Consider the following 15,589-nt stretch of genomic DNA (forward strand, 5'->3'; position numbering starts at 1 on the left):
TTCTGTACCCGTCATGCCGCTCTCACCGGATGACCATCCGAGCACAGCGGAGGATAAAATGAACGAATCGAATGCCCCGATACTCACGCATCTGCCCGTGTTGCCCTTAAAGCGGACGGTGTTGTTCCCCGGCACGATGATGCCCTTGACCGTCGGCCGGGACCGTTCCATAGCCGCGGTCGAGGCGGCGCTGAAGACTGAAGATAAAACGCTCCTCGTCGTGGCCCAGCGGGATGCGCAAACCGATCAGCCCACGCTGGAAGATCTCTATCCCATCGGCACCAAGGCCGTGATCAAACAGACGGCTCGAACGCCTGAAGGGCACTACAACATTTTGATCCAGGGGCTGGAGCGGTTCGTGCTGCTGAAGCTCGACCAGATGGATCCGTATCTCCAGGCCCGTGTGAAACAGCTCGCTCCTCCGAGTGAGCAGAGCACGGAAGTCGAAGCACTGCATCGGGCCATTCTGGACATCATCACCGAACTGCCGAAACTGATCCAGACTCCCGGCGTGCATGAAGCGGTCGCCGCCCTGGGCACGGAAGAAGATCCCGTGGTCCTGGCCTATCGCATCGCGTCCTTGTTGAATCTCACCTTGGACGGCGAGCAGCAGTTGTTGGCGGCCCCTACCCGGGCCGATCTGTTGCGCGGACTCTATGCGGCGCTGTCGCGGGAAGTCCAGATTCTCCAGTTACGCGACAAGATCACCAGCGAAGCCAGGGAGAAACTGGGCAAGACACAGCGGGAATATCTCCTCCGCGAGCAGCTCAAGACGATTCAGCAGGAGCTGGGCGAGGGGAACGGGGAAGAGGATGAAGTCGGCGTGCTGAGATCCAAGATTCACGAAGCCGATCTCCCTGAACATGTCCGGAAAGAGACGGACCGTGAACTGGCGCGCCTCGCCAAGACGCCGAGCGCGTCGCCCGAGCATCAGGTGATCCGGAGCTATTTGGAGCTGGTGCTCGAACTGCCGTGGAACAAGTCCTCGGAAGAAGGACTCGATCTCGCTCATGTCCGTCAGGTGTTGAACGAGGATCACTACGGTATCAAGGAAGTGAAAGAACGCATTGTGGAGCACCTGGCGGTCTTGAAACTGAACCCGTCCGCCAAGGCGCCGATCCTCTGCCTCGTCGGCCCTCCCGGCGTGGGCAAGACCAGCCTGGGGCAGTCCATCGCCAAGTCCATGGGGCGCACGTTCGAGCGCTTCAGCCTCGGCGGGTTGCATGACGAAGGCGAATTGCGCGGCCACCGCCGCACCTATGTCGGGGCCCTTCCCGGCCGGATCATCCAAGCGGTGCGACGAGCCGGCGTGAACAATCCGGTGGTCATGCTGGACGAAGTGGATAAACTCGGACGCGATTTCCGCGGCGATCCCGCGGCGGCGTTATTGGAGATTCTGGACCCGGCGCAGAACCATACGTTCCGGGACCACTATCTGGATTTGCCGTTCGATCTGTCGAAAGTGTTTTTCATCACAACGGCGAATACGCTGGAGACGCTCTCGCAACCCCTGCTCGACCGTATGGAAATCATCCGGTTGAATGGATACAGCGAGCGGGAGAAACGCGAAATCGCCCTGCGGTACCTCTGGCCGAGACGGTTGAAGGAAGCCGGTCTGCGAGCCGAGGAAGTGAATCTTCCCGAAGCGGTGCTGGACCATATCATCGGCCGCTATACCAGGGAATCGGGCGTACGGCAGCTGGAACAGATGTTGGGCCGCATTACGAGAAAGGTCGCCGTGACCTTCGCGGATCGGCCGGCCGATGCTCCGGCGAGCCCCGTGGACATCACGCAACCGCTCCTGGACGAGTGGCTCGGACAGGAACGATTCCAGCCGGAAGAGGCGCGAAAGAATCTGCCGGCCGGAGTCGCCACCGGTCTGGCCTGGACTCCGACAGGCGGTGACGTGCTCTATATCGAGACGACCCTGCTGCCCGGCAGTCACGAGTTGACCCTGACGGGACAGTTGGGCGATGTCATGCAGGAATCGGCACGCGCGGCGCGCAGCTATCTCTGGTCGCATGCCGAGAGCATGGGGCTGGATATCTCGCGCTTCAAACGCAACGGAGTGCACATCCATGTTCCGTCGGGCGCCATCCCCAAAGACGGCCCCTCGGCCGGAATCACCATGGCGACCGCGCTGGCTTCGGCCTATGTCGGCAAGCCGGTGCGCAGCGATACGGCGATGACGGGAGAGATCAGCCTGACCGGGTTGGTGCTGCCGGTCGGCGGCATCAAGGAGAAAGTCCTGGCCGCGCATCGCGCCGGCATCCGGCGGATCATTCTGCCGAAGGCCAACGAGAAGGACTTGAAAGAAGTCCCGCAGGAAGTGCGCGATGAACTCACGGTCATTCCAGTGGAACGGATCGAGGAAGTGCTCCCGGCTGCGTTCAATCAGGATGCCGCGCCCTCATCCGAACGGGGCGAACCGCTGGCGAGCGCGACCGCCTCGTAAGATCCAGGGGCCCCGGCTGAACAGCCGGGGCCCGCGGTTCCGGGCGCCCACACATCCGCTTGTCTTGCCCTTCGGTAATCTCTTATGTCAGGATCAAAGTGTTGTTCGGCCCACACGCACGTCAGGCGAAGACGTGAAGGAGATTGCCATGCCACCGAAAGTTGAAATCGGGGACATCATAAAAGTGACCAAGACCGACGACGAATGGAAGAAACTGCTCTCGCCCGCGGTCTATCAGGTCCTGCGGCATGAAGATACCGAACGGGCCTTTACGAGTCCGCTCCACGAAAATCACCAGGCGGGTACCTATTATTGTGCGGGCTGTGACCTGCCCGCCTATTCCTCGGAACATAAGTTCGATAGCGGCACCGGTTGGCCAAGCTTTTGGCAACCGATCGACCCCAAGGTGGTGGAGAAACGTACGGACTCCAGATTTTTCATGACGCGGGTGGAAGTCCACTGCGCCCGGTGTGGCGGCCATCAAGGACATGTCTTCGATGACGGCCCGCGACCCACCGGCCTCCGCTACTGCATCAACGGCGTCTCCTTGAAGTTTGTTCCAGCCTAGTCGCGGGGACATGCGCCTGCCGACGCATGCCGCAGGCCGGACGCTGCAGCAAACACAGCTTCACCGCCGGAGCCTGGCAGCGCACCTTGCAATTTGTCGCCGAACCCTCCTAGACTGCGCATGCCATGGCGTACTTCTCCCTGATACGACCGCTCCTGGGCCTCTTCCTGGCCGGGACTGCAATGCTCGCTTGTTCACAATCCTCCGACGTGATCTCCTCCAATCTCAACGCCTGCTTGATCGTCACAGAGGCCGAGGTCGAATTGGCCATCGGAACCCCCGTGACGCCGGGCCTGCGCCAGAATGGTCGCCAATGCCTGTACCAGGCGAAGCGTAATCCCCAGGAAACCGTGACGGTGGAACTGAACCCCGGTCCTGACGGAGACACAAAAAGTCTGTTTCACGATCAGCGTTCAAAGGCCGGTCACCAGCCGGTTCCCGGGGTCGGCGACGGCGCCTTCACCCTGCGGTCGCCTATCGGCGGGATTCAGCTGACGTTTCTGAAGGACGATGCGCTCGTCACTCTGTCACTCTCGTCCTCGAAACAACCCAACCCGCAGACAGCCGTGACCAACCTCGCCAAGGTCGCCGCGACCAGACTCGGCGGCCCTCTCCGCAGCGGTCCTGCGGCGGCAACCGAACCGGGGCTGACCGCCACGCCCTCCCAATGGGCCGGTGATTGGTATGGTTGCCCGCCGGTCGGATTAATGTATGGGAAAGGCCATCTTGCGCTGAGCGAGGGCGGCACCTGGTCCCTGACGACTGCCGTATTGATGCCGGGCACCGTGACCGCAGACCGGGGACGCTGGCAGGCGGAATCCTATCAAGAGATCCTGCACGGAACCTATCAAGTGGCCGGGAACGACCGCTTCTCAACCACCGGCATTCTGAGTGTCACCTGGGACAAACTCGCCAAGAATCAGGGGCCGAACAAGTTCGACCCGCTGCTCTGGCAATCATTTGCGGCTGTCCCGCGCAAGGTCACCGTCAAACGGTTGCCACCGGTCGAGCCCTCCCTCGTGGGCACGTGGGAAGGTTCCGCCAAGTTCGTCGATCGACAGGAAGAATTCGTCTGGACCATCACGCCGGCAAACGTCTCGGAGTTCTACAGGGCAACCTCGCAGTCAGGTCGCATCGAGAAGGAGCAGGATCGGTTTCGCTTGATCGTCCCCCAAAGCAAAACTCCTCCCCTGTTTGTACGGGTGTTGGCACAGGACAAGCTGGAGCTGACCGACAACAGCGGCACGGTTTCTCAATGGAACCGGAATGAGAAACTACTGACGCGCTGTTAACCGACCGCTTGACCTCACCAGCGACGTCGCTCCCCCGGCTTGACCCATTTTTTTTTGCTCGATAGACTGTTGGCATGACCCGTTGGCTCATGGTGACCCTGCTCTGTACTGCGCCGCTGCTCCAGGCCGTGCAGAGCCAGGCAGCGCCCGGCGACACAGCACAGACTCCCGACTCGATCGAATCATTCGATCCGCCTACTCCAGACGCTCTCCGCAGCCTCTATAACCAAGCTCTCGGCGCCTTACAGGAATACATCGAGGTCGATGGAAGCCTACCGCAAGATGGTGAGACACAGACACGAGTGGGAGAGTTTCGACTCAAAGTCTTTCCTCAGGGGAAATCCCGTTCGCAGGAACATCTGAGCGCCGAGGGATCGTTCCGCCTCTCGCCCGACCACGGACAACAGGAGTTCTCCCTTCGTTTCAAATCCTCCAAACGCCCGTCGACGCCTCAGCCAAGCGGCGACATCATTTAGCCCGCGTCAAGCAGGTGACAACTCCGCTGTATGGCAAAATCGGTGGACCTAAGGCCGTCGTCATCGTCCGTCGTTCGTGACCCGTCGCTCGTCTCTCGATGCAGAACAGGAGCAAAATGCATATTGCTTCTGGCGTATGGTTGAGAAAGACAGCAACCCGCGGCGTTCTGCCTTCATCCAGAAGCCATACGCTCTTCTTTCCCGCCATCAGCTATCAGCTCGGTGCCTGATGAGATACGCATCCACGATGCACGCTTCACGGATGTCGAGAATGCCGGCGGCAGACCAGGTCAACAGCCTGCTAGAAGGTGAAGCCGATGCCGCCGGAGATAATATGAGCCCGATAGTTCATGGTGAATGACGGACCACGCGCACCGTTCGCGACTTCACTCTCCCACTGATAATTCGCCACAAAATATTTGTATTCCGTGAAGAGGAACATGCGCTCAGTGACGTTGGCGCGCACCCCGCCGAGAAACTGATAGGCGAAGGCGCCGTCGGCGGCATTCTCATGCACCGTGCCGATGGTGCTGTGCTGGAGATTCAAGTCCCGTGCAAACCCTCCGGACAACCCTGCACCGATGCCGATATACGGTTGAATCGTCTCGCCGGGGTAGCGCAGCAATACATTCGCCATGACGTTGATGGACTGGAGACGGAAATTCGCGCTCCTCGTCACACCGCCTGTCGTGGCCGAAGGCGCATTGACCTTGCCATCGAGTCCGGACAGGTCCGCCTCCAATCCGACGAACCGGCCGGCGAACGCCGGAAAAATCCCGACTTTCAACCCGCCTCCCAACCCGCCCTGCACGTCGGTATTCGCGAAGGGATCCTCCTGCAGCCTCACCGGACGATTCAGGGGCCGGCTTCCCTGGAGATAGACACTGACATAGAACTCGGTTTTCTCCCCGTCCTGTTTGGCCTCGGGAGATGTTGACGGAGCCTTGGCTGCGCTGGGAGCCGGTTCCGCTGCCGACGCAACGGAATGATGTGTCTCGAACAACGAACAGCTCAATATGAACGCGGCGAGGAACCATTGCGCTGATTTCATGGGTCACTCCTGTGGGCTAAACGGCCTAGCAGAACTACTCAGCTCTGCAATAGGCCACTCATACCACGGGGACTCTTGACGACAAACTGATTCGGCAGTTTCTGCAGCGAGGTGGGAACGCGTGAGCCAACCGGTTACGTACCGGGATAAACTCGATGATCGGCGGAAGACGGATCGAACCAGGCGCTATTTCCCGGAGAGAAATTCTTCGAGGACATCCGCCGGCATCAGGCCGACGAGCAACGTTCCGTCCGGGCGTTGCAGGAGCGGCACGCCTTGATGATCCGCCTCAGCCCACTGATCATTCCAGGCTCGAAGAATCGCATCTACGGTGGTGGCCTCTGTGCCGACAATCTGCGCGGAGGCAAACCCCTGACGTTCGGCCTCCCGCTGTAGCACCGTCTCATCGGAGAGATCCTGCCCGTCCACCCAGAACGATCGATACAACGATCGCACAAACTCCCCGCCCCGAAGCGGGTCCATGTGAAGCGCGCGCGCAGACGCGGCAATCGCCCGCCCGGTATTGGGTTTTCCCGGCGGCACAGCAATCGGCAACTCGGGCGCGAGCCGGCGGACCATCTGCACCTCCTGCTTCAATTCAGCTGCAAGGTGCCCTGCCCACCCAGCCATCGGGACCGGCAGATGCGGTGCATGCTGAACCCCATGCCAGGAGATGCGATCCATGACGCCCAATGTATGAAGGCGTTCGTGCATCGCGTAACAAAAGGGACAGTTGAAATCGCTGTAGAGCCGATACGTATTCATTTCAATTCCACAAGATGAATGAAAACCAAGGAAGTCAGGATGGTCAAAAAGGTCGTCCAGCGAGGCCGCAGCAATGTGAGGAGGCTCAACGTACCCTTGCGGTACGTTGAGCCTCGGAGCGATGCGAGAACGAAGCCGGCGGCCTTTTCACCATCCTGTCAGCCCGGATTATTCATGAATGCCGTCGCGAGGCGTTCGAGACGGAAGCCCGCCGAGGCTTCTCGCACGTAAGGCCGACGCAGGCGTACGTGCAGTCCGTCGAGGAGGCCGAACGAGAAAAGCTTCGCCGGGCAATAGGATCGGACGACGGAGCAGGTATCCATGAATAGTCCGGGCTAAGGCAGAATCGCGATGATACGAACCGGAGCCCCTGTCCCACCGGCAATTTTCATCGGGAGAGCCATGACCGTGGCACCGGACGCCGGCACCTCATCCAGTCGCGCCACATTCTCGAGTCCATAGAGGCCGGCTCCGTTCACAATCCGGTGCACCACAAAATCCCGGGAAGGACCATAGTCGATGCTGGCTGTATCGATTCCGATTCCGGAGATGTGTCGTTCCGCCACCAGAAACTCCGCGACTTCTTGTGAGAAGCCCGGAAAATGCAGCGTCGTCGGCACATCCGGCGTGGCGCTGCCGAAATACCGTTCACGATCCGTCCAGTAGACACCCCAGCCCGTCAGCAGCATCACGATCGCTCCCGCTGGAATCGTCCTGTGCGCAGACTCCCATCGATGTATATCCGACAAGGAGGCGCGATAGTCGCGATCTTCCTTCACCGCAACGCGCACATCGATGACCACCGCAGGGCCGATCAGGCGGTCGACCGGAATGCCATCGATTCCCGCTTGCCCCTGCGCAAAATGAACGGGCGCATCCATGTGCGTTCCGGCATGCTCCGACAGCGCCACCTGCCCTGTGGCATACCATTTTTCCGTCGGCGTACCTCCCTGTTCGGTCGAGTCACGATGAAAGGGAGGATTGGCGGGCCAGACTTGCGTGGTCTCATCGAACGTGTAGGTCAGGTCCACGAATCGTTGCGCCGCGTCGGCGGCACTCCAGCAACTCAACACCATCACTAGGACCACCCGGCCCGCAACCGGAACTCGCATCATCCACTGCTTGCCTTGTTGCTTCGGCACCATCATCCACGCTCCAACAATCGGCCTCGTACGAGAACCTGCTCAGAACGCCCCACCTATCGGATCAAACGGAAATACGGTACCCTCTCCTCCTCGAACAGTGCAACCAAGAAGAGAGCGGACATGCCCAACGGTTCAAGCCGGAGTATCGACCTCCAGTTTTCAGAAGAGCGCTTTTCAGTGGAGTATCGTCTTCATGGATCGGCCTCCGATGCGCGCAGGCGGGCAGACCTGCTCTGTATCGACCAGACCGTTGAAGCCGCCGATCATGTCATTCCCTCCGGAGCGATTCGAGATCAGCTTCTGGGCCGAGTGATTCAGCTCGAGGCGCTCACCCCCGAATCTCACCGCGCAGTGGTCAGTTTCCCCGTTGAACTCCTCGACGGAACCATGAGCGCTCTCCTTCACATGATCATCGGCATGGCCGGACTGCAAGGACAGATCCGCGTCACGGATCTCTCATTGCCCGATACGGTCGTCTCCCGACTGACTGGCCCTCGATTCGGCTCGCGAGGCCTCCGCGACCTGCTGCGGGTCCCCCGACGGCCGTTAATCTGCGCGGTGCTGAAGCCGCTCGGGTATTCTCCGCAACAGCTGGCTGAACTGGCCCACGAATTTGCCCTGGGCGAGGTTGATCTGATCAAGGACGACCAGAGTCTGCGCGATCACCCCTTCTGTCGATTCGAAGAGCGGGTCGCACGTTGCGCCGAAGCCGTCGCCAAAGCCTCGCGCCAGACCGGAAAACGGTGTCTCTATGCGCCGCATGTCTCAGGCCCCTGGCCCTCTCTCATGGAACAGGCCGCCAAGGCAACGCAAGCGGGCGCGGGCGCACTCCTGCTCTGTCCCGGCCTGACAGGCTTTGACGCCATGACGTCCCTGGCTCAGCTTTCCTCATTGTCGCTACCCCTCATCGCACATCCGGACTTTCTCGGGAGCCACTATGTGACGTCGGACAGCGGCATCGCTCCCGCGCTTCTCTTCGGCCTTCTCCCGAGACTGGCCGGCGCCGATATCACCATTTACCCAACCTATGGCCTGAACTATCCGATATCGGAACAGGATTGTCGTCAGATTGCCACGGCGTGCCGACGAACGCTCGGCAGCTGCCCACCCATCCTCCCGACCGCCGCAGGACGAATGACCGCGGCGCGCATTCGCGAGATGGTCACCCTCTACGGTTCGGACCTCGTCTTTATTCTTGGCAGCGACCTACGACGAGAGCCGACACACCTCCGCTCTGCCTGTTTGGATTTTCTTCGTCTTGTCCAAGCAGAGACATCCCCATCCCCTTGATACTGCTTCTCATGCTGAAGGCAATATCTATCTTATGCTATTGATATTACTGGCAAAATTGAGTCATCCCCATCTAAATACGATGCAGATCCAGGAACCGGATCCGACCTTCGCCGAAAACAGGACGACTCGCAATACGTGGAGAGACATCAGCTATCCCCTTTCTTTATCAAGTTTCCTCTCCCCCTGTCCGATATAGCCCATAGCCTGAAGTGCTTACGTATCGACCGCCCGTTCCCGTGCAAAAGAAACACCCATGGCGCTGCTTCGAACCTCAGACGAGATATCTAAACTCGACACGTCCGATACGTTGGTGCTCCGTCCGGAGCATCTCCGTCTGGGCATGTATGTCGACCTGAATTGCTCCTGGTTCAAGCATCCCTTCCCGCGCCGGTCGTTCAAACTCACCTCCCAAAACCAGATCACGACAATCAAAGGACTCGGATTGGCCACCGTGTTGGTCTACCCGCGGGAATCGGACCCGGAGACGGATGAAGAGGGCAACGCTATCCTGCCGCCTCCGCCTTCGACCGGCGTTTCGGAAACGACTGCACAGACCAGCGCAGCCGAGGCCATCGTCGAACCGGAGGCTCCGACCCCGGCCGAAGAAGAGCAGCCGACCCATGGCGACTACCATCAGGCAGTAGAACTCGCCTCCACCGCCTATCGGCAGATGCTCGATCAGAGTTCGCAGATGATGAAAAACCTCGTGAGCGGTTCAGAGGAGGGCTTGCGGCACGCGCAGTCCATGATCGGCGGGCTCAGCACGCTCTTGACCAACACGGAAGCCGCCGGCACGGTCGCAAGTGCCTTCGACTCGGAAGATGTCGCCAACGCCAACCAACTGCACGCCCTCAATGTGGCGACGCTTTCCATGATCGTGGCGCAGCAATTCGACATCGATCAGGAGGCGCTCCAATTGATCGGCATGGCCGGACTGCTTCTCGACGTGGGGGAACAGCGCATTCCGCGTCACATCTTGCAGACCCGTGCCCGCCGTTCAGAAGTCGAGAATGTGAAATATCAACTGCATCCCTATCTTGGCGTGGAGATGCTCAGACGATTCCCGGGGTTTCCCGAGGAAGTGCTGGACGTCATCCGCAGCCATCATGAACGGCTGGACGGGTCCGGCTACCCCGAGAAACTCAAGGGAGACCAAATCTCGCTCCCTACCAGAATCGTCAGCGCCGTGGACCACTACGACGCACTCGTCAATAGCTTTCATCCTGAAGACGCCCTTTCCCCGGCGGAAGCGTTGGCAACGATGTACAAGCATCAACACCGACTCTTTTCCTCGGAAGTCCTGATCGCGATGATCCAAACGCTGGGCGTGTTTCCGCCCGGAACCGTCGTGACACTGACCGACGGCTCTTTCGGGCAGGTGCTCAATATCAATTTCAAATACCGTCTCAAGCCCCTCGTGCTGCTGCACGACCAGGCCGCCCCGGCCGACCAGCCCCGCACCGTCGATCTCCAAACAGAGTCGGAGCTCAGCATTCTTCGGGCCATGCCGCGTGACGAGTTGCCAGGGAATGTGGTCGAGTACTTTCGCATCAAGCGATGGACCGGGTACTTTATCCAATCGTCCATGCGCGCAGCCTAGACAAACCGGGCGGCTCGCCCCGAGCGCACAACTGGCAGCGCTACCCTGCAGTATGGTATCTCCCTCGCATGGCCAAGCCACGCGTCCTCCTGCTTATTCCTCCGTTGACCCAACTGAATACGCCCTATCCTGCGACCGCCTACCTGACGGGATTCCTGCATTCACGGGGATATGAGACCGCGCAAGCCGACCTCGGCCTTGAAATGGTGTTGCGCCTCTTCTCTCGATCGGGGCTGGAACGGGCGTTTTCCCGCATCAAGCAGACGGATCGGCCGTGGCGAGGGGAAGTCCAACAAATCCTGGCCCTTGAAGACGCTTATCTCGAAACCATCGAGCCCGTGATCGCGTTTCTCCAAGGGAAAGACCCGATGTTAGCTCCCCACCTCGCACGCCCGGGATTTCTTCCGGAGGGCCCCCGTTTTGCCGCTGATCGTCGGCCCGGAGAAGGATCGCTCGCAGCCTCGCCGACGGACACCGCCCGGCACCGCGCCACGCTGTACATTGAGGACCTCACGGACCTCCTCCAGAGTACCGTTGCTCCCCACCTGTTTCTCAATCGTTACGCCGAACAAATCATGCAGGCCACCTCGTCATTCGACCGGATCGAGGACGCTCTGACTCGACCGCTCAGCCTCACGGACGAATTGCTGCTCGAGGCGCTCCGGCCTCATCTCCACCGGACCGTACCCGATGTCGTGGGCCTCACGATTCCCTTTCCCGGCAATCTGTTCGGCGCCTTGAGGATTGCGCAGGCGATCAAGGCACAATCACCACCTACCGTCATCGTCTTGGGTGGCGGATATGTGAACACCGAGCTGAGACGACTCGAAGACCCACGACTGTTCCAGTACGTGGATTATGTGACGCTGGATGACGGGGAACGCCCCTTCCTCTGCCTCTTGGAACACCTGGCAGGCGGGCGGCCCGAGCTCCTGCTCCGACGGACGTTTCTCTGCAGAGACGACCGCGTCATATTTCGAGACGGCAGTCATGAACCGGACATTCCGATGCATGAGCTCGGCCGACCGACCTATGCCGGACTCCCACTGACCGACTACCTCTCAATCCTCGACAGCCTGAACCCCATGCATCGACTCTGGTCGGAAGGCCATTGGAACAAGTTGACCGTGGCGCACGGCTGTTATTGGAAGCAATGCACGTTCTGCGATGTCGGGCTGAACTATATTTCGCGCTATGAGGTAACTCCGACCGACGTCCTGATCGACCAGATCGAGGCGTTGATTCAAGAGACCGGGCAACGGGGCTTCCATTTCGTCGATGAAGCCGCACCGCCGGCCGCGCTCAAAGCCCTGGCCCTTCGCCTGCTCGAAACCGGCCTGACCATTTCCTGGTGGGGGAACATTCGATTCGAAGAGGCGTTCTCCCCCGATTTGGCACGGCTGCTGGCGGCATCCGGCTGCATCGCTCTTACCGCCGGGCTCGAAGCCGCGTCTGATCGCTTGTTGGAACGGATGAAGAAAGGGATTACGGTAGACCAAACGGCGCGGGTGGCGGCGGCCTTTCGCCAGGCCGGCATCCTGGTGCATGCTTATCTCATGTACGGGTGTCCCGGTGAGACTATCGCCGACACGGTAGATTCACTGGAACGTGTGCGGCAACTGTTTGCGAACCATCTCCTGCAGTCCGCCTTCTGGCACAAATTTACAGCCACGGCCCACAGTCCCATCGGGCTCAATCCGGCTGCGGAAGGCCTCACGATCCTCGGCCCGACATTCGGAGGGTTTGCCGAAAACGATCTCCGCCACGCCGACCCCAACGCGACCTGCCCACCCTGGCTCGGCGAAGGCCTGCGCGCCGCGTTGCTCAACTACATGGAACAGGCCGGATTCGATATCCCGTCACAACGCTGGTTCTCACATCGGGTCAAACCGCCACGGGTAACGAAGACCTGGCTCACGCAGGCGCTGGCGGCTTCCTCTGCCGTGCCACTGACTGCCGAACGACGTTGCGTCTGGATCGGCGGCAGGCCTGTGGTCGCGGCAACCGGACGTACGCGCACCAAGGTCATTCTTCCGACACGCACAGAGGATTTTACGATCAGCCTGGCGTCTCCGCACGCTGAATGGCTGCTCCGCTTCCTGCACGAATCGACTCCTTCGCCTAGCCGGAGAAATCACGCATACCCCCGCCTCGCCGAAGTCCGCGATCGATTTCCGGCCGCCGGCGCGCGCGGATTCGATCGATTCAGCAGGGGCTCCGCCTGGCAATCGATCCGCCAAGCGGGCCTCCTCCTGGTGTAAGACTTCGCGCGTTTCCACCACCCGTACCTCCCCAATAGTCACGCGCATCTATCCACACACGACTGCATGGTTTTCCGTACATCGAATGTATCAACTTAAGACATTTGTTCATTCATGAAGCATTCGAAAATGTGACTTGTAGTACTTATTAGCATTTTGTTGTAAATGACGAAAAAATCATGCGCAGCGTGTTGACATCTCTGCGTACTTACACTACATGTGGGGCCTACTTATGAGCTCACTTTACAGAGGAGATGCACTATGCTCATCACACGATTGCTAACCCCATTGCTGGCTACCGGCATTCTCTTGTCGGCGCCGCTTTCGGCCTTAGCTATCGCCGTCTATTCGTCCTCCGGTCCGAACGCCGCATCGATTCAAGGTTCCGTCGATGGCTTCAGAAACGATCTCGGAACGAACAACGGCGTGGGTGGCTCGTTCACAGGCGGTCGCCGGGAAATCAATTGGGACGGGGTGCCTGCCGGATTCTCCGACCCTAACAATCTGCCGGGAAACTTCTTCAATTCCAATTCGGCTCGCGGCGCCGTATTTGAAACGCCTGGATCCGCATTCAGGGTCAGTGCAAACTCTGGCTCGGCTACGCCGGTTCGCTTTGGCAGCATCAATCCCTCTTTTCCAAGCAGTTTTTCCGTGTTCAGTTCCCAGAAACTCTTTACCGCCATCGACAGTAACATCGTGGATGTAAGATTCTTTGTACCCGGCACCAATCAACCGGGAGCCGTGCGCGGGTTCGGGTCGCTCTTCACCGACGTCGATTTGGCCGGTCCTACCACGATTGAGTTTTTTGACTTTCACAACAACAGCCTGGGCAAACAAACTGTCCTCAACACGCCGGGTGTGACCAGTCTTTCCTTTCTGGGTGTCTCTTTGGAGCAGGCCATCATTAACCGCGTCAGGATTACCGCAGGAAACGCCGCCCTCTCGGCGCTGGACGGATTCGACTTTGTCGCCATGGATGATTTCATCTACGGCGAACCGCAAGCAGTCCCGGCTCCGGCCGCCGTCCTTCTCCTCGGAAGCGGCTTGGCTGTCCTGGTGTGGGCGCGGCGGAAGTCTCTCCTTCCCGATTAACCAGGGTTTGCACCTTTCCAATGGCAAGGGGGAGTCGGCCTGAAGCTGACTTCCCCCTTGTGCGTTCTACGCGTCGTTTCCTAAGCCTATCGATCTCTTGCTTCGCCACCTCGTATCTTGCTTCAGGCCACGTTACCTAAGCGCGCTATTCTGGATCGCGATCGACACCCTTACGACGCAGACGACAGCCGCAGATCCACGCCTTGTGGATTGACGGGGACTGGATATAGAACCAGGCGGCAAGGAGGGAACAGCTCAATCGGTGACTAAACGTCCTGCAGATTACGGCTCTTACTGAAACGAAAAGAGGAGCCGACCTATTGGCAGGCTCCTCTCATCTCGACCATCGTCGAAGCTCGCGCTACTTATTGGGCTGCGGAGTCAGCCGAAGATAGGGCTTGATCGATTTGAAGCCCTTCGGAAACAGCGTCTTGGCTTCGGCATCGTTCACCGCCGGGGTGATGATGCAATCCTGCCCGTCCTTCCAGTTCACCGGGGTCGCCACCTTGTATTTCGCCGTCAGCTGCAGGGAATCCACCACGCGCAGCAATTCGTCGAAATTCCTCCCGCAGGAGGCCGGATAGGTCAGCATCAACTTGATCTTCTTATCCGGCCCGATCACGAACACCGAACGCACCGTCATGCTATCCAGCGAGTTCGGGTGGATCATGTCATACAGATCGGCGACCTTCTTCTCCGGGTCGGCAATGATCGGGTAACTGACCGTACAATTCTGGGTTTCGTTGATGTCCTTGGTCCAGCCGCGATGCGAATCCAAGGGGTCCACGCTGATGGCGAGAACCTTCACGCCACGCTTATCGAACTCCCCTTTGATCCTCGCCATATAACCCAATTCTGTCGTACAGACGGGGGTATAGTCCTTCGGATGTGAAAACAGAATCCCCCACCCGCCGCCCAGCCACTCGTGAAAGTTGATCGTCCCTTCCGTCGTCTCAGCTGTAAAGTTTGGGGCATCGTCGCCCAATCGTAGTCCCATGATTTCCTCCTTCAATATCCGGTCTGACCTGGTGATGGCACTGCGTACGGGAGCAGAAAGACGAGATTAGAGTACCGTTTCTCGTCAGTCCGGCGCAAGCGGAAGCTTGCGCGAAGAATGCCGCAAGACCGGTGGCGGGACGAACCGCCTGCCGCCACTCAAGTTTTCACTCGCGTATCCGATAAGAAACTCAGGTGCCACAGGAGAGCGTATGGAGAACACGAAACCACCCGCCACCGGACTCCGAATCTCCGACGATCCCATGTACCGCTTGCTTCGAGAGGGGTGCATCAAGGAGTTCAACGTCAAACGGGCGGGAGGCGAACCGGTGGACCTGACCCGCTGCGACTTGCGGGGCCTCGACCTGCGTGGGCTGGAGACGGATGGATTGGACTTCAGCGAGTGTTACTTTCGGCAAGCCGATCTTCGAGGTATCGATTTCCGCAACGCGAAGCTCGAAGGAGCCAGCATCAATGCGGCCAAGATTTCCGGAGCCTACTTTCCCACCGAATTGAGCGCGAGTGAAATCGAGCTCTCACTGCTGCACGGGACACGAATGCGGTACCAGCCCAAGCCCTGACCCTACCCAGACCG

At 59.4% G+C, this 15,589-nt stretch carries 13 protein-coding genes; 9 read left to right on the plus strand and 4 right to left on the minus strand.

The genetic code is table 11. The features are described 5' to 3' along the window. Positions 1–58 precede the first annotated feature (58 nt). The 4 genes from lon (at position 59) to NSND_RS01435 (ending at position 4,791) form a co-directional block, all read left to right on the plus strand. A complete protein-coding gene (gene lon, locus NSND_RS01420; RefSeq protein ID WP_080877828.1) occupies positions 59–2,455 on the plus strand; it encodes an endopeptidase La in 2,397 nt (798 codons plus the stop codon). Between the two features lie 148 nt (positions 2,456–2,603). Further along, positions 2,604–3,023 carry a peptide-methionine (R)-S-oxide reductase MsrB gene (gene msrB, locus NSND_RS01425; RefSeq protein WP_080877272.1) on the plus strand — a complete coding sequence of 140 codons (420 nt, stop codon included), beginning with the start codon at positions 2,604–2,606 and terminating at the stop codon, positions 3,021–3,023. Positions 3,024–3,205: 182 nt separating this feature from the next. After that, the gene (locus tag NSND_RS01430) at positions 3,206–4,315 is read left to right on the plus strand and encodes a hypothetical protein (RefSeq protein ID WP_080877273.1); all 1,110 of its coding nucleotides are present in this window, start codon (positions 3,206–3,208) and stop codon (positions 4,313–4,315) included. 74 nt (positions 4,316–4,389) lie between these two features. Then, a complete protein-coding gene (locus tag NSND_RS01435) occupies positions 4,390–4,791 on the plus strand; it encodes a hypothetical protein (protein ID WP_080877274.1) in 402 nt (133 codons plus the stop codon). Positions 4,792–5,092: 301 nt separating this feature from the next. Here NSND_RS01435 and NSND_RS01440 read toward each other — a convergent pair whose 3' ends face one another. The 3 genes from NSND_RS01440 to NSND_RS01450 form a co-directional block, all read right to left on the minus strand. Further along, complete coding sequence (locus NSND_RS01440) at positions 5,093–5,842, minus strand: outer membrane protein (RefSeq protein ID WP_080877275.1); 750 nt, start codon at positions 5,840–5,842, stop codon at positions 5,093–5,095. 186 nt (positions 5,843–6,028) lie between these two features. After that, entirely contained in the window at positions 6,029–6,607 is a 579-nt protein-coding gene (locus tag NSND_RS01445; RefSeq protein WP_080877276.1) for a DsbA family oxidoreductase, read from the minus strand. A gap of 335 nt (positions 6,608–6,942) precedes the next feature. Beyond that, positions 6,943–7,755 (minus strand): cyclase family protein, encoded by an 813-nt coding sequence (locus NSND_RS01450; protein ID WP_235000131.1) that lies wholly within the window; start codon positions 7,753–7,755, stop codon positions 6,943–6,945. Positions 7,756–7,872: 117 nt separating this feature from the next. Between NSND_RS01450 and NSND_RS01455 the strand changes: the two genes are divergently transcribed. The 4 genes from NSND_RS01455 (at position 7,873) to NSND_RS01470 (ending at position 13,998) form a co-directional block, all read left to right on the plus strand. Next, a complete protein-coding gene (locus NSND_RS01455) occupies positions 7,873–9,042 on the plus strand; it encodes a RuBisCO large subunit C-terminal-like domain-containing protein (RefSeq protein WP_080877277.1) in 1,170 nt (389 codons plus the stop codon). A 256-nt stretch (positions 9,043–9,298) separates the two neighbouring features. Next, positions 9,299–10,645 carry an HD-GYP domain-containing protein gene (locus NSND_RS01460; RefSeq protein ID WP_080877278.1) on the plus strand — a complete coding sequence of 449 codons (1,347 nt, stop codon included), beginning with the start codon at positions 9,299–9,301 and terminating at the stop codon, positions 10,643–10,645. Positions 10,646–10,713: 68 nt separating this feature from the next. Beyond that, entirely contained in the window at positions 10,714–12,906 is a 2,193-nt protein-coding gene (locus NSND_RS01465) for a B12-binding domain-containing radical SAM protein (RefSeq protein ID WP_080877279.1), read from the plus strand. A 261-nt stretch (positions 12,907–13,167) separates the two neighbouring features. After that, positions 13,168–13,998: a PEP-CTERM sorting domain-containing protein gene (locus tag NSND_RS01470; RefSeq protein ID WP_080877280.1), complete on the plus strand. Its 831-nt coding sequence runs from the start codon at positions 13,168–13,170 to the stop codon at positions 13,996–13,998. A 361-nt stretch (positions 13,999–14,359) separates the two neighbouring features. Here NSND_RS01470 and NSND_RS01475 read toward each other — a convergent pair whose 3' ends face one another. Next, complete coding sequence (locus NSND_RS01475; RefSeq protein WP_080877281.1) at positions 14,360–14,995, minus strand: peroxiredoxin; 636 nt, start codon at positions 14,993–14,995, stop codon at positions 14,360–14,362. 211 nt (positions 14,996–15,206) lie between these two features. On the opposite strand from NSND_RS01475, the gene NSND_RS01480 reads away from it, so the two are divergent. Continuing rightward, positions 15,207–15,575, plus strand: coding sequence for a pentapeptide repeat-containing protein (locus NSND_RS01480; protein WP_080877282.1), 369 nt, complete (start codon positions 15,207–15,209; stop codon positions 15,573–15,575). Positions 15,576–15,589: the final 14 nt, after the last annotated feature.

The organism is Nitrospira sp. ND1 (genome assembly GCF_900170025.1).
Lineage (GTDB): Bacteria > Nitrospirota > Nitrospiria > Nitrospirales > Nitrospiraceae > Nitrospira_A.